General features: G+C 41.3%; 17 protein-coding genes and 1 pseudogene. 14 read left to right on the forward strand and 4 right to left on the reverse strand.

Annotation, left to right across the window (positions count from 1 at the left end; translation table 11 throughout):
* Positions 1-28: 28 nt before the first annotated feature.
* Both rsfS and MUN89_RS10630 read left to right on the forward strand, forming a co-directional pair.
* A complete protein-coding gene (gene rsfS / locus MUN89_RS10625; protein WP_244713429.1) occupies positions 29-382 on the forward strand; it encodes a ribosome silencing factor in 354 nt (117 codons plus the stop codon).
* A 5-nt stretch (positions 383-387) separates the two neighbouring features.
* Positions 388-1119 carry a class I SAM-dependent DNA methyltransferase gene (locus tag MUN89_RS10630; protein ID WP_244713431.1) on the forward strand — a complete coding sequence of 244 codons (732 nt, stop codon included), beginning with the start codon at positions 388-390 and terminating at the stop codon, positions 1117-1119.
* Between the two features lie 105 nt (positions 1120-1224).
* On the opposite strand, the gene comER is transcribed toward MUN89_RS10630, so the two are convergent.
* On the reverse strand, positions 1225-2043 hold the full coding sequence (gene comER / locus MUN89_RS10635; protein ID WP_244713433.1) for a late competence protein ComER: 819 nt from the start codon (positions 2041-2043) through the stop codon (positions 1225-1227).
* 79 nt (positions 2044-2122) lie between these two features.
* On the opposite strand from comER, the gene MUN89_RS10640 reads away from it, so the two are divergent.
* The 3 genes from MUN89_RS10640 to MUN89_RS10650 all read left to right on the forward strand — a co-directional run bounded on the left by MUN89_RS10640 (position 2123) and on the right by MUN89_RS10650 (position 5624).
* On the forward strand, positions 2123-2704 hold the full coding sequence (locus tag MUN89_RS10640) for a helix-hairpin-helix domain-containing protein (RefSeq protein WP_244713435.1): 582 nt from the start codon (positions 2123-2125) through the stop codon (positions 2702-2704).
* Between the two features lie 71 nt (positions 2705-2775).
* Positions 2776-3348, forward strand: a complete 573-nt coding sequence (locus tag MUN89_RS10645) for a ComE operon protein 2 (protein ID WP_244713437.1) — start codon at positions 2776-2778, stop codon at positions 3346-3348.
* The gene (locus MUN89_RS10650) at positions 3345-5624 is read left to right on the forward strand and encodes a DNA internalization-related competence protein ComEC/Rec2 (RefSeq protein WP_244713439.1); all 2280 of its coding nucleotides are present in this window, start codon (positions 3345-3347) and stop codon (positions 5622-5624) included. The genes MUN89_RS10645 and MUN89_RS10650 overlap by 4 nt, the downstream gene beginning before the upstream one ends.
* 45 nt (positions 5625-5669) lie before the next feature.
* Here MUN89_RS10650 and MUN89_RS10655 read toward each other — a convergent pair whose 3' ends face one another.
* Positions 5670-5801 carry a YqzM family protein gene (locus MUN89_RS10655; RefSeq protein WP_244713441.1) on the reverse strand — a complete coding sequence of 44 codons (132 nt, stop codon included), beginning with the start codon at positions 5799-5801 and terminating at the stop codon, positions 5670-5672.
* Between the two features lie 345 nt (positions 5802-6146).
* Between MUN89_RS10655 and holA the strand changes: the two genes are divergently transcribed.
* The gene (gene holA, locus MUN89_RS10660; protein ID WP_244713443.1) at positions 6147-7166 is read left to right on the forward strand and encodes a DNA polymerase III subunit delta; all 1020 of its coding nucleotides are present in this window, start codon (positions 6147-6149) and stop codon (positions 7164-7166) included.
* Between the two features lie 53 nt (positions 7167-7219).
* Here the strand turns inward: holA and MUN89_RS10665 are convergent.
* Together MUN89_RS10665 and rpsT are read right to left on the reverse strand one after the other, a co-directional pair.
* Positions 7220-7611: pseudogene (locus MUN89_RS10665) on the reverse strand (transposase); the annotation flags it as partial.
* A gap of 165 nt (positions 7612-7776) precedes the next feature.
* Positions 7777-8037, reverse strand: coding sequence for a 30S ribosomal protein S20 (gene rpsT, locus MUN89_RS10675; protein WP_244713445.1), 261 nt, complete (start codon positions 8035-8037; stop codon positions 7777-7779).
* A 163-nt stretch (positions 8038-8200) separates the two neighbouring features.
* On the opposite strand from rpsT, the gene gpr reads away from it, so the two are divergent.
* The 8 genes from gpr (at position 8201) to dnaK (ending at position 17699) form a co-directional block, all read left to right on the forward strand.
* Entirely contained in the window at positions 8201-9292 is a 1092-nt protein-coding gene (gene gpr, locus MUN89_RS10680) for a GPR endopeptidase (RefSeq protein WP_244713447.1), read from the forward strand.
* A 93-nt stretch (positions 9293-9385) separates the two neighbouring features.
* On the forward strand, positions 9386-10543 hold the full coding sequence (gene spoIIP, locus MUN89_RS10685; RefSeq protein ID WP_244713449.1) for a stage II sporulation protein P: 1158 nt from the start codon (positions 9386-9388) through the stop codon (positions 10541-10543).
* A gap of 20 nt (positions 10544-10563) precedes the next feature.
* Positions 10564-10902, forward strand: a complete 339-nt coding sequence (locus tag MUN89_RS10690) for a hypothetical protein (protein WP_244713451.1) — start codon at positions 10564-10566, stop codon at positions 10900-10902.
* Between the two features lie 103 nt (positions 10903-11005).
* Entirely contained in the window at positions 11006-12823 is a 1818-nt protein-coding gene (lepA, locus tag MUN89_RS10695) for a translation elongation factor 4 (protein WP_244713453.1), read from the forward strand.
* 69 nt (positions 12824-12892) lie between these two features.
* Positions 12893-14032 carry a radical SAM family heme chaperone HemW gene (gene hemW, locus MUN89_RS10700; protein WP_244713455.1) on the forward strand — a complete coding sequence of 380 codons (1140 nt, stop codon included), beginning with the start codon at positions 12893-12895 and terminating at the stop codon, positions 14030-14032.
* Positions 14033-14130: 98 nt separating this feature from the next.
* Positions 14131-15153 (forward strand): heat-inducible transcriptional repressor HrcA, encoded by a 1023-nt coding sequence (hrcA, locus tag MUN89_RS10705; protein ID WP_244713457.1) that lies wholly within the window; start codon positions 14131-14133, stop codon positions 15151-15153.
* A gap of 126 nt (positions 15154-15279) precedes the next feature.
* Positions 15280-15831, forward strand: a complete 552-nt coding sequence (gene grpE / locus MUN89_RS10710; protein WP_244713459.1) for a nucleotide exchange factor GrpE — start codon at positions 15280-15282, stop codon at positions 15829-15831.
* A 41-nt stretch (positions 15832-15872) separates the two neighbouring features.
* Positions 15873-17699, forward strand: coding sequence for a molecular chaperone DnaK (dnaK, locus tag MUN89_RS10715; RefSeq protein ID WP_244713461.1), 1827 nt, complete (start codon positions 15873-15875; stop codon positions 17697-17699).
* Positions 17700-17705 lie beyond the last annotated feature (6 nt).

The raw sequence follows: 17705 nt of genomic DNA on the forward strand, positions 1-17705 counted from the left end.
AGAATAAAATAATTAAGGGAGGAAGACTATGGAAAGTAAAGAATTAGTCACTTTAGCTGCACAAGCGTGCGATGAGAAGCGTGCTTCCGATATTGTGGTCCTTGATATGTCTGACGTTTCTTTAATCGCGGATTATTTTTTGATTTGTGAAGGCTCTAATGAACGGCAGGTTCAAGCGATCGCCCGTGAACTTAAAGACCAGGCAGAAGAACAAGGCATAGAGGTAAAAAGAATGGAAGGATTTGATCAAGCACGGTGGGTGCTTGTTGACTTGAATGACGTGGTTTGTCATATTTTTCATAAAGATGAACGTCATTATTATAATTTAGAGCGTCTCTGGGGAGATGCTTCTACAGTGGCTGTAGAAGGGCTGCAAAGCTGACTGTCATGAGTTATGGACGCATGGCTCAAGTTTATGATCAGCTTATGGAAGATGCTCCTTATGATCAATGGATATATTGGACAAAAGAAGTACTGGGACATTACTATCCTGGTGCTTCGTCTATTTTGGAGCTGGGGTGTGGAACCGGGGAAATTACATACCGCCTGCATAATCAAAGGTATGAAGTTACCGGAGTCGATTTATCTGAAGAGATGCTTGCATTAGCCGCTGCTAAAAAACCGTCCTCCAGCATTCAGTGGATCCATCAGGACATTCGCAATTTGGAGGGGTTTTCAAACTTAGACTGTATTGTCAGTTACTGTGATGTCTTAAATTACATTACTACGGAGGAAGATTTACTTCAAGTAATGGAAAGGACATATACTAGTTTGAAAACGGGTGGTTTGTTCTTATTCGATGTTCATTCACTCTCTCATATGATGGAAAATCTAAATGGGAGGACGTTTGCGGAAGTTCATGAAGACCTTTCTTATATTTGGTTTTGTGATTGCGGAAAAGAAGAAAATACAGTGCTGCATGATTTAACATTTTTCGTTCAGAACGAAGCATGTACCTATGACCGTTTTGAGGAGCAGCATTTCCAAAAGGGATACTCTATAAACAAGCTGCGAACATTGTTGGAACAAGCTGGTTTCAAGCTGCTTCAAATCCATTCAGATTTTATTTTCAGTCCGGCAGAAGCAGGGGATCGTTTGTTTTTTATCTGTCAAAAATGATTTTTATATAAACTACTTTCTGTAAAAATTAATAATTAAAAAAGAGTGCGCGCTGCACTCTTTTTTATTTTAGCAGGAAAAAACAGCTGGACTATGGAATAGTAACTAAGACTTCTGCAGCTTAATGGTTTGCTTATCTTCTCGATGCTTCGCTTGTGTCGCTTTAAACATTTCCTCAAAAGTCTCTCCTAGGTGTTGTTCAAGTGCTTTTAGACCTTCCCCGGTCACCCCGCCTTTTACGGTTACCTTTTCCATTAATTCATCGAGCGTGTATATTTGTTTCGATAGTAAATTTCCTAAACCTGCCATCATTTCTTCCGTTAATTTGGTCGCTTTCTCCTGAGGAATACCCGTGACTGCGTGTGCGGATTCAATCCAATCTTTTAACAGAAAGCTTAAAAAGGCTGGCCCGCATGACACAATGTCTGAAGCTACTCGAATATATTCTTCTTCAACCTCTATAGGGGAAGAAAACGAATGGAAAAGCTCTTTTAATAAAATTTTGTTTTGCTCATCCATTGTTCTGCCGAAAGTGAATAAGCTCACTCCGGCAAAAGCACGATTTGTAATGGAAGGTACAATCCTTGCTACCTGGCACGGCGTACATGCTTCCAACTCCTCTACAGCCACCGGGCTTGTTATCGAAACGATACACTGTGATTCCGTTAACTCTCTTTTTACTTCATCTAAAACATCTTTAAACTGGTGCGGTTTAATACAGAAAAACAGCACATCACTTTCTTTTGCAAGCTGCTGAAGATTTTCCGCAACGGTTACATCTTTGAAATTTTCCTTAATGGCTAAAGCCTTTTCTTTAGAACGATTGTAAAGGATGATATCCTTTGCTTCTATTGCTTTACTAGTCATAAAGCATGTAGCAAGCATGGCTCCCATGTTTCCTGTTCCAATAATTCCATAACGCATGGGGATCCCTCCTCAAATTATTCACCTAACTATGCTTATTCGGGTTTCATACTCTTTATGAAAGAGAGGTTGTATTAAAGTGGCGTATTTGAAAAGGTATGGATGGGTTATCATCGTGCTTATTGTCATAAGTTTTCTTTTATTTAAACATGAGGACAAAGATGCTTTCGTACATGAAAAGGAAGCTGAACCACCTTTGAATGGACAAGTTTCTGACCAGGATGAACATACGTCATCTGTCGTAAAAGTCGATGTTAAAGGGGAAGTAGTTCATCCCGGCGTCTACACTGTTAAAAATGGGATGAGAGTGGACGATGTCATTTCGCTGGCTGGCGGATTGACGTCTAAAGCAGATCCTGCCAGTGTGAACTTTGCCCAGAAGCTTGAAGATGAAATGGTCGTCCTCGTTACATCCTCTTCAGCAGCAATGAATCAGGGAAGCGGAGCAGAAAATGAAAACCAAGGGAAAGTGGTCAGGATTAATCAAGCGTCGCAGGAAGAGATTGAAAAGCTCCCTGGTATAGGGCCATCCAAGGCAGCTGCTATTATTAAATACCGCGAAGAGCAAGGTTTATTTAAGAAAAAAGAAGATTTGTTAGAGGTAAGTGGAATAGGAGAGAAAACGTTAGAAGTGATCGCCGAGAATCTTCAGGTCCCTTAAGAAGATTGACGCTATTTTCACAGGTAGGGTACACTGAAAAGTAATTGAAGATGAAAACAGGAGGAGCAGGTATGGAACGGATATCTTGGAACCAATATTTTATGGCGCAAAGCCATTTGCTAAAATCAAGAAGCACTTGTGAAAGACTGGCAGTAGGTGCTGTAATTGTCAGAGAAAAGCGAATGATTGCAGGAGGTTATAACGGGAGCGTATCAGGAGGAGTGCATTGCATTGATGAAGGCTGTTATGTGATTGACGGTCATTGTGTACGGACAATTCATGCAGAAATGAATGCTTTATTGCAGTGTGCTAAATTTGGTGCGGCTGCAGAGGGGGCTGAAATTTACGTGACCCACTTCCCATGTCTGCATTGTACAAAAGCCATTATCCAAGCAGGCATTCAAGCGGTATATTATAGCGAGGATTACCATAACCATCCTTATGCGGTTGAATTGTTCGAACAAGCTGGTGTAAGAATGGAAAAAGTTCCTCTTGAATATAAAGGGAGCTCGTTAGAAGAAAAACAGCTGATTGAAAAACTTCTTCATACTTTGGAAAGTACGGATATCGATGATGAAGAATTTACTAAACTAAAACAAGAAGCGTCTAAGCTATTTTCACTGCAGGAAGTAAACCGTACATGAGAGGAAAACTGCACCTGCCTCTGGCTGCCATGGCCGGAGGGGCAGTTTTTGCCTCAACAGGGGAAATTGGAAAATTTGTGTGTATTGGCGTTCTAACGATGATTTTTTTTAGAGTGCGAAGAATGTGGAGAATTTTTTTATTATCCTCATTCCTTTGTTTCGGTTATTGGTATTTCGCCCCGGCAGAAAAAACCTCACTTAATCTCACTCCCCACCTTATTACAGGTACTATTTCTTCAGGAATCACAGAGACCGACCAATCCATCCAAGTCATTTTAACAAAAGATAATAAAAACCCAGTCGAAAAAGTCCAACTTACGTATTTCAAAGAACAAATGGATGCTCTCTATTTAGAAAAGCTGCAGAATCAATGGAAATACGGAGCTGCATGTACCATTTATTCGTCAGAGGAAGAAGTGAAGGAGGCAAGGAATCCTGGTGAATTTGATTTTCGGCATTATTTAGCCCGGCAACAAATTTATTCTCAAGTGGTTATTACTAAAGATATACGTATGAGCTGTAAAGGAAGCTCATGGCTGCAATATTTGTTTGAGCAAAGAAACCGAATGGAATTTACAGTGAAAAATGCAGTTTCGACTACAGCTTATCCATGGATTAAAGCTCTAATATTTGGAGAAACCGATGAATTAGATAAGGATACGCTTGAGTGGTTCCGAGAATGGGGTCTCTCCCATTTATTAGCTATATCCGGACTCCACATCGGATTATTTCTCACTCTGTTTATGCTGCTTTTTTACCGCACGGGCATTGCTTCAATGGAACAAGTACGTTTCAGTCTTATCTGCATTCTGCCAGCCTATTCCTTTATTGCAGGGGGAGCTCCTTCTGTACTCAGGGCAAGTCTTATGGGAGTGATCGCCCTCCTTTTAGCACAAGCAGGTTTGAGAATGGCCGTTACTGATATTCTGTCAATCACAGCCATTGTCCTCTTAATTGCTTCACCTGATATGCTGCAGCAACCAGGATTTCAGTTTTCTTTCCTCGTAACCTTTGCATTGATTTTTTCCTCGAAAATCTTTCTTCAAGAGCAAAACTTTCTCACACTCTCTGCGAAAATCTGCCTGATTAGTCAGCTCTGTGTCTTGCCTTTGCAAGTGCATTACTTTTATGAATGCAACCCGTTATCTCTGCTGGCTAATTTGCTGCTTGTCCCCTATTTTTCTTTTCTGCTTCTTCCAATATCCCTCCTGCTTGTGCTCCAGGCATTTATTTTTCCAAAAATCGCATTCGTTTTCTCTACTCTCACTTTTAGCTGTCATACCCAGTTGCTTAACTATATTGAAATTTTGAGCTCTAAGGTGTTATTTCAATGGACGATTGGCGCGATTCCAACTCCATGGATCCTAGTGTTTTCGGGGTCTTTTGTTATGATGATGATTTTTTGGAGCAGGAGAAAGCTGAAGCTTACGTTTTACCTGGCCGTAGTGTGCTGTTCAGTATTGATTGTATATTCAAGTCTGCCTTACTTCTCCAGTCAAGGTACAGTTACGATGCTTGACATTGGCCAAGGGGACACTTTTGTAATTGAGCTCCCATTTCGAAGGGGAGTGATGATGATCGATGCAGCGGGACCGCCGATTTTTACTGAAAATAAAACAAGGACAGAAGAAATGGTGATCGCTCCTTTTTTAAAATCGAGAGGCATTTCACACTTGGATGCCATGCTTGTGTCTCATCATGATTGGGACCACAACGGCAGTGTTTCTCCTATACTCCATGATTTTACAGTAGACCGGCTCATCGTAAGCCCTTATTACAAATTCGAAAAGAAACAAGGTCCGAAAGTTGAGGTCAACCGAGTGAAAGCAGGTGACAAATTTTCTATTCAAGGACAGCAGTTTTCAGTCCTCGAGCCCGATCGGGAAGCTTCTTCAACAAATGATAATTCTGTAGTGCTGCTGACTAAACTGGGTGGGAAATTGTGGATGTTCACGGGCGATTCATCGGTAGAGAAGGAAGAGGAAATGGTCAGAAATGGATCGAATCTCGATGTGGATGTATTAAAGGTTGGACACCATGGCAGCCATACTTCTACTTCAGAAGAATGGCTTGAAGCCTTGACTCCTGAAATTGCCCTTATTTCTGCAGGCGAACATAATCGCTACGGACATCCCCATCAAGACGTCATTAACAAGCTTAAAGACATGGGCATCATCATCTGGAGAACAGATCAACATGGTGCTGTACAGTATAAATTCTCAGGTGGAGAAGGAACGTTTTATCCGTTTCTTTCGTATAATGCGAGCAGAGAATAAAAAAAGACTGCAGATCGACGCAGTCTCGGGTACTTTCCTTCAATTTTAGCTGAAGATTGAAAAAATCACGCCTATAAAGAAAATTACAAAGAAGAAAAGAAATGATAGACCAAAACCTAAACCAGAATCAATAATATCGTTTGTTTTGGATTGAATATCTTTCTTAAATTCGTTCATTGTTACCCCTCCTATATGTCTAACCCTAAGTATAAGCGATTACAAGGTTAAAATCTACATTCTGCTTGAATGAATTTAAAAAATCCTCAGATTGAATCCATTGCCTCAGCTAGCAAGACTTGTCACAGATAATTCTTGATTTAGCGGCCACACTATAGATGTGGGTAACAATATCGTCCTCTCCGACAGCGTCCGGGGCTCTCGAGAAGGCGTTTATATAGATTTCATTACGGCGGCGTACAATTTTGACAATGCTACCATTCAACAATAAAATGGTGTCACAACATCCATTTGGGTTGTACGCTCCGTATTTCTTTTTTGGATTGGAAAGGAATTTATTCAAGCATGGCGAACCAAAATCACTCACACGTACACTTATTATATGGGCTTGAGGATTATCTCATTCAGGAAAATAAGAAGAAACTTATAGAAAAAACGTTATCTAAAGAAGATCGTGAATTTAACCTTTCCCAATATGATCTTGAGGAAACGCCGGTCGAAGAGGTAATTACAGACGCGGAAACTTTCCCTTTTCTTGGCGATAAGAAAGTGGTGGTTGCCTATCACCCCGTTTTTTTAAAAGCCAAACCGGACAAGCTTCCCATCGAACATGACCTCGATGTATTAACCAATTATTTAGAAAATCCTGCTGATTATACAAAATTAATACTTATTGCTCCTTATGAAAAACTTGACGAACGAAAGAAACTGTTTAAACTCTTTAAGAAGAGCGGAGAAGTTATTTCTTGTCAGCCAGTTCGAGAATGGGAAATTGACAAGTGGATCGATTCCTTGGCAGCTGAACTACATATTCATATACCTGAGGACCTTCATGAACTTTTCTCAAACGAAGTGGGAACAAATCTGATGACCTTAAGAAGGGAAATGGAGAAGCTTGCTTTGAATGTAGGAAAAGGAGGTACTGTGACTCGCGAATTAGCAGAGCAGCTGCTTTCCCATAGTGCAGAATCATCTGGATTAAAGCTCGTAGATGCAGTGATGGAAAGAAATTTAGCCAGAGCCATTGGAATCTATAATGACTTGGTAAAAATAAATGAAGAACCAATAGCCTTAACCGCGCTGCTTGCTTCTCAGTTCAGAAATATCAGCCAGGCTAAAACCTTGAAAAGCAAAGGGTATGCAGAAAAACAAATGAAAACATACATTAAAGCTCATCCATATGTCATTAAAATGGCATTAAAGCGAGAGCGTTTTTTCACTCAGAAAGAATTAGAGGAAATAATGAATCAGCTTGCTGAAACAGACTATGTATTAAAACAGGGAAAAATGGAAAAATCCCTTGCCTTTGAGTTACTTCTGTACCGGCTCATCCATATTAAACAAACGGAATCAGCCCAAATTTAAAATAAGAAAGCTTCAGCTTGTAAAGAAACCCGTGTTTTTCTGCAAATTTTTTCTTACCGAAAGGAGCGATTGCCACTCCTGCGGAAGAATGAGTGAGCCGAGATCGCCGAGCGTGGGTTTCGCGAGAGACCTCGCTCCTTGGTATGCTTTAAAGACAGAAAAAGACTCTCCTTCACCTCGCTCACCCTAGCTGGATGGAGGAGAGTCTTCTTCATGTTCTGACAGGCAGCTGTCATCAGCGCCTGTTCCTTTACTTTTTCTTTTCCACGCAAACGGCAGTAACGCAGCCCATGCGTTCCTTTGAAGCTGCGAAGCTTCGCTCCACTTTTTCTTTTCTCATTCTATAAATCCTTTTCCCTCATTAATCCCAGTTCAAGCGAACCTGCTCTTTGGCATCCTCCCACATATGGTGATAAATGGTTTTCTGGCACAAATTCTTCCATCGTTACGATTTTCATTTCATTTTGTCGCACTTTTCTTGATTGAAACAAAAAATCAGGCTGCCGACTTTCTCGACAACCTGAAGCTTCAGCTATAATAAGTTGAAGATTTTTAAATGAAAAACGATCCTCTAAGTAGCAGGATCGCATGTTGGTCATAAATGGAATCATTATAATGCGTTGACTTTTTTAGCCAGACGAGATTTTTGGCGATTTCCGTTATTTTTGTGCAGAGCACCGCGTTTGACAGCTTTGTCAATTTTCTTAACAGCAGTCTGAAGGGCATCTTTTGCATTTTCCTTATCGTTAGATGCTGTAAGCTTCTCAACACGTTTAACTGAAGTACGCATATCAGATTTAAAAGCTTGGTTAAGTGCATAAGCTTCGTGGTTTACGCGTACACGTTTTTTCGCTGATTTAATGTTAGGCATGGGTTCACCTCCTAGATAAAAACAAAAAGACTGATTCATATCGAACAAGAGACATTTTACCAAAGCAACGGCGTGTTTTCAATAGGTTTGTTAAACTAGAGCCTCTCGTTTGCATAGTTTTCCTTCTTTAGGGAGAAGATTGGCTTAAGGAGGGATTTATTAAATGAGTAGAGATGAACATTATTCCGTTCGGACCGACTTAGCTTTAGAAGCGCAAGAAATACATGTGCAAAACGATGCTTCTTCTTCGGATACAGACGGTGTCCAAGTGATGGAAAAGGAAATTCACGATATAAAAACTACGTACGTAACACTGGATGAATCTGGTGCTGAAAGAATCGGAAAAAAACCTGGCCATTATATTACACTGGAATCTCAAGCAATTCGGAAACAAGATACTAAACTACAAATGAATTTAGCGAAAGTTGTATCTGGTCAGCTTCGTAAAATCCTTACTGACAGCGGAGTGACCGATCAGGATCGATGCTTAATTGTAGGTTTAGGCAATCATCTTGTTACTCCTGATGCATTAGGTCCTTTAGTGACGGAAAAAGTACTTGTTACCAGCCACCTCTTTGAACTACAGCCGGAAACCGTCCAGGAAGGCTATCGCTCTGTTTCGGCGGTATCTCCTGGCGTAATGGGGACGACCGGAATTGAAACGAGTGATATGGTACATGGGATCATTGAAGAGACAAAACCAGACTTTGTGATTGTAATTGATGCTTTGGCATCCAGATCCATCAACAGAATTAATGCAACGATTCAAATATCCGACACTGGCATACATCCAGGCTCAGGAGTAGGAAATAAACGTAAGGAAATTAGTAAGGAAACCTACCAAGTTCCGGTGATCTCTATCGGGGTTCCGACCGTAGTAGATGCTGTAACGATTACGAGTGACACGATCGATTATGTGCTTAAACACTTTGGTAGAGAGTGGAAAGAAAAAGACCGTCCCGGTCAAGCTCTATCACCAGCTTTAAACCCGTTTGAAAGAAAAACCTTGACGGAGGAAGATCATCCGAACGAAGAACAATCCAAGGCTGTACTAGGGATGTTTGGACAATTAGAAGAAGCAGAAAAGAAACAGCTTATCAAGGAAGTATTAACCCCTTTAGGGCATAATTTAATGGTTACACCTAAAGAAGTAGACACATTTATCAATGATATGGCTCATGTCATTGCATCTGGAATTAATGGTGCGTTACATCCGGGAATTGAGGATGGAGAGGCCCAGTCGTACTCTAGGTAATGGAATAAAAAAGTAGAGCCATTTCGTTCTATCTTTTTCCTCACTCACATATCTTTTAATAGATTGAGTTTTGAGTGAGGAGAGGATCTACATATGCCACACTATCCGAAGTGGAAACAAAAGCGGCCGAACCGAATTAGAAGGTGGACAACTTGGTTTGGTGCCGCAATTTCTATACTCCTATTACTCTTTATAGGAATCGGCTTCTTAACAGGTGCTAAAACCACCTACCGGATTTATTCAGATACGATTCAAGGATGGACAACTCAATTAAAGGGAAGTTCCTTTATCTATTTATTTGAAATGGAAAACCGTCTCTTTGCAGGTGCACATCCAGAAGGGGAAAACTTTCCTGGGCTCTCAAGGCTCTCTTTTCAGTTATTAACGAGTCTTACACCAAATGATCCAAGGAGCCTCTTGGGCAGAGAAATTCCTGGTTTATCCTCGTATAATAGCGAGATTATCATTGCTGGGGAAGGAACGGACTATACGACTCTGCCTATAGAATCTAAAGCTCCCATTGACGTTGTCCAAAAAGATCGAGATGCGGTTGGAGGGGAAGAACCTTCACAGCCGGAAGAACAAAAGAAAAACAAACAGGAAGCCAAAGTATTCATCTATAATACGCACAATCGGGAATCGTTTCTTCCTCAGCTCCCTAAAGGAACATCATCAGATGAGGCATACAGCGGCAAAGTAAACGTGTCGTTAATCAGCAAAAGAATTGCAGATGATCTTGAAAAACACGGCATTGGGGCTGCAGTGGATCATACGGATTTTTCAAACGTATTGAAGCAAAAAGGAATGGAATATTATCAGTCCTATGATGCCTCCAGACCGGTTGTAAAGGAAGCCATGAATCAAAACAAATCTCTGCAGTATTTCTTTGACATTCACAGAGATAGCCTTCCGCATGATGTGACGACAACGACCATTGATGGAAAAAATTATGCCCGAATTATCTTTGTTATTGGAGCTGAAAATAAGAATTATGAGAAAAACTTAAAGCTTGCCTCGGAGCTTCACAAGCGGATTGAGAAAAATTATCCAGGTTTAAGCCGTGGGGTTATTACAAAGAGAGGCTCCGGTGTTAATGGCATTTATAACCAGGATTTAAATCAAAATGCGATCCTTTTTGAAGTAGGCGGTCTTGGAAATAACCTTGATGAACTGTATAGAACAGCAGATGTTATGGCAGAAGTCTTTAGTGACTACTATTTTGATGCTGAAAAGGTTTCTAAGAATTCCTAAATTCAAAAGGGGGAGAACGTATGAAATGGCTGCTCATGGTTTTGTTAAGCCTTACATTGTTTGTGACGGGCGCATTCGTCGGCATACACCAAAATTCTCAAAAATATAAAGAAGAGACAGCAGCTGTTTCCCAACATGAAAATAAACAATCCTCAGTCAAATCAACAGCGGAAATTTCTGCAAAGACAGATAAAAAAGAAGCTGAAGAAAAGCCGGGGGAACAGACCTGTGTAGACCAAAAGCAGGAGAAGCGTTCTGCCCCTTTCATCGTGAAAATAGCGGTAGGACTTGGAGAAGGTGTTTCCGCTTGTTTTGATATGGTTGTTCTCATCCTGTCCCAGTTTATCCACGCGGGGTAAAACAAATCTTTTTCGTTATACGTATGCGATCACGATTGAATCTTCTTGCTCCTATTGCTATAATCAGGCTAGCTATCTGTGCCGAATTCAGTAGGAGTGATGTATGTTGACAAAATCATTTAATCAGGAAAGGGTGCGCAATTTTTCGATTATCGCCCATATCGATCATGGGAAGTCGACGCTTGCGGATCGTATCCTTGAAAAAACCAATGCACTTTCCCAACGGGAAATGAAGGAACAGTTTCTCGATGCCATGGACCTTGAAAGGGAACGTGGAATTACGATTAAATTAAACGCCGTACAGTTAAATTATAAAGCGAAGGATAATGAGGATTATACTTTTCATTTAATTGATACCCCCGGACACGTAGACTTTACATATGAAGTCTCTCGTAGTTTGGCTGCCTGTGAAGGGGCCATTTTAGTTGTTGATGCGGCTCAGGGAATTGAAGCGCAGACGCTTGCGAACGTCTACCTTGCTTTAGAAAATGATCTTGAGATTATTCCAGTCATCAATAAAATAGATCTTCCTGGAGCTGACCCTGAACGTATTAAACAGGAGATAGAAGATGTCATCGGAATTGATGCTTCAGAAGCGATTCTTGCTTCTGCTAAAGAGGGAATAGGAATCGACGAAATTCTTGAACGAATTGTAAGTGATATCCCAGCACCTGCAGGAGACCCTGTCAAGCCTACAAAAGGGCTTATTTTTGACTCGTTATATGATACTTACCGCGGGGTAGTTGCTTACACATGTGTCAGAGAAGGATCGATTAAAGTCGGCGACCGGATTAAAATGATGGCTACAGGGAAGGAATTTGAAGTGAATGAAGTAGGTGTATTTAAACCAACTCCTACTTCCCTTAAAGAACTCCATGTAGGAGATGTCGGCTATTTAACAGCTTCCATTAAGAACATTGGTGATACTCAAGTTGGGGATACCATCACATTAGCAAACAATCCGGCGGAGCAGCCGCTTCTTGGTTACAAAAAGCTGAATCCAATGGTTTTCTGCGGGCTGTACCCGGTAGATGCCAACAATTACAATGACCTACGTGATGCGCTTGAGCGTCTTGAGTTGAATGATTCTTCGCTTCAATATGAAGCAGAAACTTCACAGGCACTGGGCTTTGGCTTCAGGTGCGGATTCCTTGGAATGCTGCATATGGAGATTATCCAGGAGCGGATTGAACGTGAATACAAAATTGATTTAATCACCACCGCTCCCAGTGTTATCTACCAGGTGAAGCTGACCGATGGAGAGGAAATCAAGGTTGATAACCCATCCATGATGCCGGACAACCAGAAGCTTCAAGAAGTCCAGGAGCCGTTTGTAAAAGCTACCATTATGGTACCGAATGACTATGTTGGTCCAGTGATGGAAATTTGTCAGCGTAAGCGCGGCAATTTTATGGATATGCAGTACCTCGATGATAACCGGGTGAACATCGTTTATGAAATCCCGCTTTCTGAAATCGTTTATGACTTCTTTGATTCTCTTAAGTCCCAGACGAAGGGCTATGCTTCCTTTGATTATGAGTTAATCGGCTATAAACCGTCCAACCTTGTAAAAATGGATATCCTGCTTAATGGAGATACGATCGATGCTTTGTCTTTTATTGTCCATAGAGATTTTGCTTATGAGCGCGGTAAATTGATCGCTGAAAAACTGAAGGAACTGATTCCAAGGCAGCAGTTTGAAGTACCTGTGCAGGCTGCGATCGGAAATAAGATCATTGCAAGAACTACGATAAAAGCAATGCGGAAAAATGTTCTTTCCAAGTGCTACGGAGGCGATATTTCGCGAAAGCGCAAACTTCTTGAAAAACAAAAAGAAGGAAAAAAGCGAATGAAAATGGTGGGCTCAGTAGAGGTCCCTCAAGAAGCCTTTATGTCTGTGCTTGAAATTAACGACGATTGATACTTTTGAAAAATGTGGCCGCAGGAGATCATCTCTTGCGGTTTTCCTTATGAAAGGGTGAGAGACATCATGACAATACCTTCTGCTTATATTCACATTCCGTTCTGCCAGCAGATCTGCCATTACTGTGACTTTACGAAATTCTTTTATAACGAAAAACTGGCAGATGAATACCTCTTGGCTTTGGAAAAGGAAATTCATACGTATTTTCCTGATGAGAAAGCTAAAGTAAAAACGATATTTGTCGGGGGTGGTACACCGACAGCCGTTAACCACAGCCAGTTGAACCAGCTCTTACAAATGATTGCAGAGCACTTTGATATTTCTGCCTGCGACGAATACACATTTGAAGCAAATCCCGGAGATCTTGATGTCACGAAAGTAAAGATGCTGAAAGAAGCAGGGGTGAATCGGATTTCGCTGGGCGTGCAGGTTTTTGATGATCAAATGCTTGAAAAAATAGGCAGAGTCCATAAGGTGGAGGATGTTTATACAAACATTGACCGTTTACTTACAGCCGGTTTAAGCAACGTTAGTATTGACCTCATGTATGGACTGCCTGGACAGTCAGTTGCTGATTTTGAAAAAACGATAGACGAAGCTTTACAATTTGGACTTCCGCATTATTCTTCTTATTCGCTGCAGATCGAACCAAAGACGATTTTTTACCAGCGCTATAAAAAAGGAAAATTAATAAAGCCTCCGGAAGAAGAGGAAGCTGAAATGTATGGGCTGCTGCAATCAAAGCTGTCAGAGCAGGGAATACTACAGTATGAAATAAGTAATTTTTCAGTGCCGGGTTATGAAAGTAAGCATAATCTGACATACTGGAATAATGAATTTTATTTTGGAATTGGTGCGGGGGCTCATGGCTATCTGCCAGGGAAAAGAACGATTAACATCCGCCCGCTGCCTGCTTATGTAAAGCAGGCAATAACTGATGGAAAACCAGTGCTTCATGAGGAACCAATTACCTTGAAAGAGCAGATGGAAGAGGAAATGTTTCTTGGTTTACGGAAAACAGAAGGGGTTTCCTTGCAAAGATTTGCTGACAAATATAACAGAGAAGTAGCAGAAGTATTTGGACGAGCAGTCCCTCATTTAACTGAAAGATCACTGCTTGAAGTAGAAGAGGGGAGAATTAAACTTACTGAACACGGCAGACTGCTTGGAAATGAAGTGTTTCAGGAATTTTTAATTGATGAATAAAAAACTGAACTTATCCGTTGACATCCGAACCCCCTTTTGATAATTTATTATTAGATTTAGCACTCACTTAATTCGAGTGCTAACAGAGGTGATCATCGATGCTAACAGAAAGACAACTGCTGATTTTGCAAGTGATAGTTGATGATTTCATCCTGACTGCACAGCCGGTGGGTTCCCGGTCGATCTCAAAAAAAAATGCCGTTACCTTTAGCTCAGCTACCATTAGAAATGAAATGGCAGATTTAGAGGAAATGGGGTTCATTGAAAAGACCCACTCTTCTTCCGGCCGGATTCCTTCCGAACAAGGTTATCGTTTTTATGTTGATCATTTGCTGTCCCCACTGCGTTTGTCTAGAGAGGAATTAACGACAATAAGGGCTGCATTTAATGATCGTATGCTCGAATTTGAACGAGTGGTGCAGAAGTCTGCAGGGATACTATCGGATTTAACGAACTATACATCCTTAGTGCTTGGACCGGAAGTATTTGAAACGAAGCTAAAACAGCTGCAGATTGTTCCCTTAAATGAGCAGTCAGCTATTGCTATCCTGGTTACAGATACCGGGCATGTGGAACACAGGGCATTTAATGTACCTGTTGAAATTGATTCCGGCGAACTGGAAAAGATCGTTAATATCCTGAATTCCCGACTGCAAGGTGTCCCTCTTGTTAAAATTCATGAAAAGCTGTATTCAGAGATCCATACTCTGCTAAAAGACCATACGGATAGGCATGAGCATCTGTTTTCTTATTTACAGGCCGCCTTAGTAGATGAGCAGCCGACGAAGATTTATATCGGAGGCAAAACGAACATTCTAATGCAGCCGGAGTTTAGAGATTTGGATAAAGTCCGATCCCTTTACGCTATTATTGAAAAAGAAGCCGAAATGGCGGATTTGCTCCGGACTGGTGAAAAAGGGGTTCACGTTCGTATTGGCCATGAAAATCCATTTGATGCCATGCAGAATTGCAGCCTGATAACAGCCAGTTATACGATGGGCAACAATCAGAGAGGTACCATTGCATTACTTGGGCCCACCCGTATGGAGTATAACAGGATGATTTCATTGATGAACGAGTTATCCAAGCATATGACAGAAGCCTTCCGAGGCTTGTACTAGAACGATGCAAACCAAGTGAAGATGGGGACTTATATTCCCATCGCTTCTTTTTGTCTATTGCTTTTTCAGGATATAAAAACATGTTATAGTCAATAACGGTATAAGGAAGTTTAGGAGGTGGAATTCGTGGAAGAAAATAAACAGCAAGAGCAGGAAATTATTGATGAAACAGAAGAACAGCAGGAACGGGAGATTCTTGAAGAGGAATATTCTGATGCTGAAATTTCTGTTGAACAACTGGAACAGCTTCGTAAAGAAAATGAACAAATCAACAACCGCTTGCTTCGCTTACAAGCCGATTATGATAATTTTCGCAGGCGTACAATGCAAGAAAAAGAAGCTGATCGCAAGTACAGATCCCAAAGCTTAATCGAAGAACTTATCCCTGTACTGGATAACTTTGAGAGAGCTTTCCAAATAGAAGTAGAAGGAGAAGCAGCTCAAAAATTTGCTGAAGGAATGAAAATGGTACACGATCAATTTAAAGCCGCACTTGATAAAGAAGGGGTAGAAACCATCCCTGCCGAAGGCGAACCATTTGATCCCCATTTACATCAGGCAGTCATGCAAGTGGAAGATGACAACTACGAATCAAATGTAGTGGTCGAGGAGCTGCAAAAGGGATATCGCTTGAAAGACCGGGTTATCCGCCCGGCAATGGTAAAAGTAAATCAATAAATCGAAATTTTTATGTAGGAAGTAAAGGAGGACTCATCACCATGGGTAAAATTATCGGAATTGACTTAGGTACAACAAACTCTTGTGTAGCAGTGATGGAAGGCGGCGAATCAAAAGTAATTCCCAATCCAGAAGGGAACCGTACAACTCCATCAGCTGTAGCTTTTAAAAATGGCGAACGTCAAGTAGGTGAAGTAGCGAAACGCCAGGCGATTACAAACCCTAACACCATCCTGTCCATTAAACGCTATATGGGTACAGACCATAAAGTAGAAGTGGAAGGAAAAGAATATACACCACAAGAGATTTCTGCAATCATCCTGCAGTACATTAAAGGGTACGCAGAAGACTACCTTGGTGATACTGTAGATAAAGCGGTTATTACTGTGCCGGCTTACTTTAACGATGCTGAACGCCAAGCGACTAAAGATGCTGGTAAAATTGCTGGTCTAGAAGTAGAGCGTATTATTAACGAACCAACAGCTGCAGCGCTTGCTTATGGTATTGATAAAGAAGACCAAGATCAAACCATTTTAGTTTACGACTTAGGCGGAGGGACTTTCGACGTTTCCATTTTGGATATCGGCGATGGTACATTCGAAGTTGTTTCCACTGCTGGAGATAACCGTCTAGGTGGAGATGACTTTGACCAGGTTATCATTGACCATATGGTAGCTGAATTCAAAAAAGAAAACGGCATTGATCTTTCTCAGGATAAAATGGCAAAACAACGCTTGAAAGATGCTGCTGAGAAAGCGAAGAAGGATCTTTCCGGCGTAGCTCAAACGCAAATTTCACTGCCATTCATTACGGCAGGAGAAGCAGGTCCGCTCCACCTGGAGATGAACCTTACTCGTGCAAAATTTGAAGAGCTTTCATCAGATCTGATCGAACGTACGATGAAACCAACTCGTCAGGCATTGAAAGATGCAGGTATGAGCGCAAGCGATATTCATAAAGTACTATTAGTTGGAGGGTCTACTCGAATTCCAGCCGTTCAAGAAGCAATTAAGAAAGCGGTTGGCAAAGAGCCGTCTAAAGGCGTGAACCCTGACGAAGTGGTTGCTCTAGGTGCATCTATCCAGGGCGGCGTACTGCAAGGGGACGTTAAAGACGTCGTTCTCCTTGATGTTACACCACTATCATTAGGTATTGAAACAATGGGTGGCGTGACTACTAAATTAATCGAACGTAATACAACGATCCCAACTAGTCACTCTCAAGTCTTCTCCACAGCTGCTGATAATCAGACTGCTGTTGATATTCACGTACTGCAAGGGGAACGTGAAATGGCTCAGGACAACAAAACGCTCGGTCGTTTCCAGTTGACGGATATCCCGCCGGCTCCAAGAGGCGTGCCTCAAATCGAAGTAAGCTTCGATATTGATGCAAACGGGATTGTTAATGTACGCGCTAAAGACATGGGTACAAATAAAGAACAATCCATTACCATTAAATCTTCCTCGGGTCTTTCCGATGAAGAAGTAGATGAAATGGTACGTCAGGCTGAAGAAAATGCTGAAGAAGATAAGAAGAAACGTGAAGAGGTAGAGCTTCGCAATGAAGCTGACCAGCTCGTATTTACTACCGATAAGACAATTAAAGACCTAGGTGAAAAAGTTACGGAAGAAGAGAAACAACAAGCAGAATCAGCAAAAGAAGAGCTGAAAACTGCTCTTGAAGGTGAAGATCTTGACGCAATTAGAGAGAAGAAAGATGCTCTTCAAGAACAAGTTCAAAACCTTTCTGTTAAGCTCTATGAACAAGCACAACAGCAGGCTGAAGCTGCCCAGGGTGAAGAGGGCAAAGCCGAAGATGATGTAGTTGACGCTGACTATGAAGAGGTTAACGACGACGAAAAGAAGTAAAGGATA

Source organism: Halobacillus salinarum, from assembly GCF_022919095.1.
GTDB lineage: Bacteria > Bacillota > Bacilli > Bacillales > Halobacillaceae > Halobacillus_B > Halobacillus_B salinarum.

Excerpts from the sequence above, each read along its gene's own strand:
- MUN89_RS10690 (WP_244713451.1), top strand. The coding sequence starts at position 10,564 with ATGAAATGGCTGCTCATGGTTTTGTTAAGCCTTACATTGTTTGTGACG.
- hrcA (WP_244713457.1), top strand. The coding sequence starts at position 14,131 with ATGCTAACAGAAAGACAACTGCTGATTTTGCAAGTGATAGTTGATGAT.
- dnaK (WP_244713461.1), top strand. The coding sequence starts at position 15,873 with ATGGGTAAAATTATCGGAATTGACTTAGGTACAACAAACTCTTGTGTA.
- MUN89_RS10630 (WP_244713431.1), top strand. The coding sequence starts at position 388 with ATGAGTTATGGACGCATGGCTCAAGTTTATGATCAGCTTATGGAAGAT.
- holA (WP_244713443.1), top strand. The coding sequence starts at position 6,147 with ATGGCGAACCAAAATCACTCACACGTACACTTATTATATGGGCTTGAG.
- hemW (WP_244713455.1), top strand. The coding sequence starts at position 12,893 with ATGACAATACCTTCTGCTTATATTCACATTCCGTTCTGCCAGCAGATC.
- comER (WP_244713433.1), bottom strand. The coding sequence starts at position 2,043 with ATGCGTTATGGAATTATTGGAACAGGAAACATGGGAGCCATGCTTGCT.
- lepA (WP_244713453.1), top strand. The coding sequence starts at position 11,006 with ATGTTGACAAAATCATTTAATCAGGAAAGGGTGCGCAATTTTTCGATT.
- MUN89_RS10655 (WP_244713441.1), bottom strand. The coding sequence starts at position 5,801 with ATGAACGAATTTAAGAAAGATATTCAATCCAAAACAAACGATATTATT.
- gpr (WP_244713447.1), top strand. The coding sequence starts at position 8,201 with ATGAGTAGAGATGAACATTATTCCGTTCGGACCGACTTAGCTTTAGAA.
- rsfS (WP_244713429.1), top strand. The coding sequence starts at position 29 with ATGGAAAGTAAAGAATTAGTCACTTTAGCTGCACAAGCGTGCGATGAG.
- rpsT (WP_244713445.1), bottom strand. The coding sequence starts at position 8,037 with ATGCCTAACATTAAATCAGCGAAAAAACGTGTACGCGTAAACCACGAA.
- MUN89_RS10645 (WP_244713437.1), top strand. The coding sequence starts at position 2,776 with ATGGAACGGATATCTTGGAACCAATATTTTATGGCGCAAAGCCATTTG.
- spoIIP (WP_244713449.1), top strand. The coding sequence starts at position 9,386 with ATGCCACACTATCCGAAGTGGAAACAAAAGCGGCCGAACCGAATTAGA.
- MUN89_RS10650 (WP_244713439.1), top strand. The coding sequence starts at position 3,345 with ATGAGAGGAAAACTGCACCTGCCTCTGGCTGCCATGGCCGGAGGGGCA.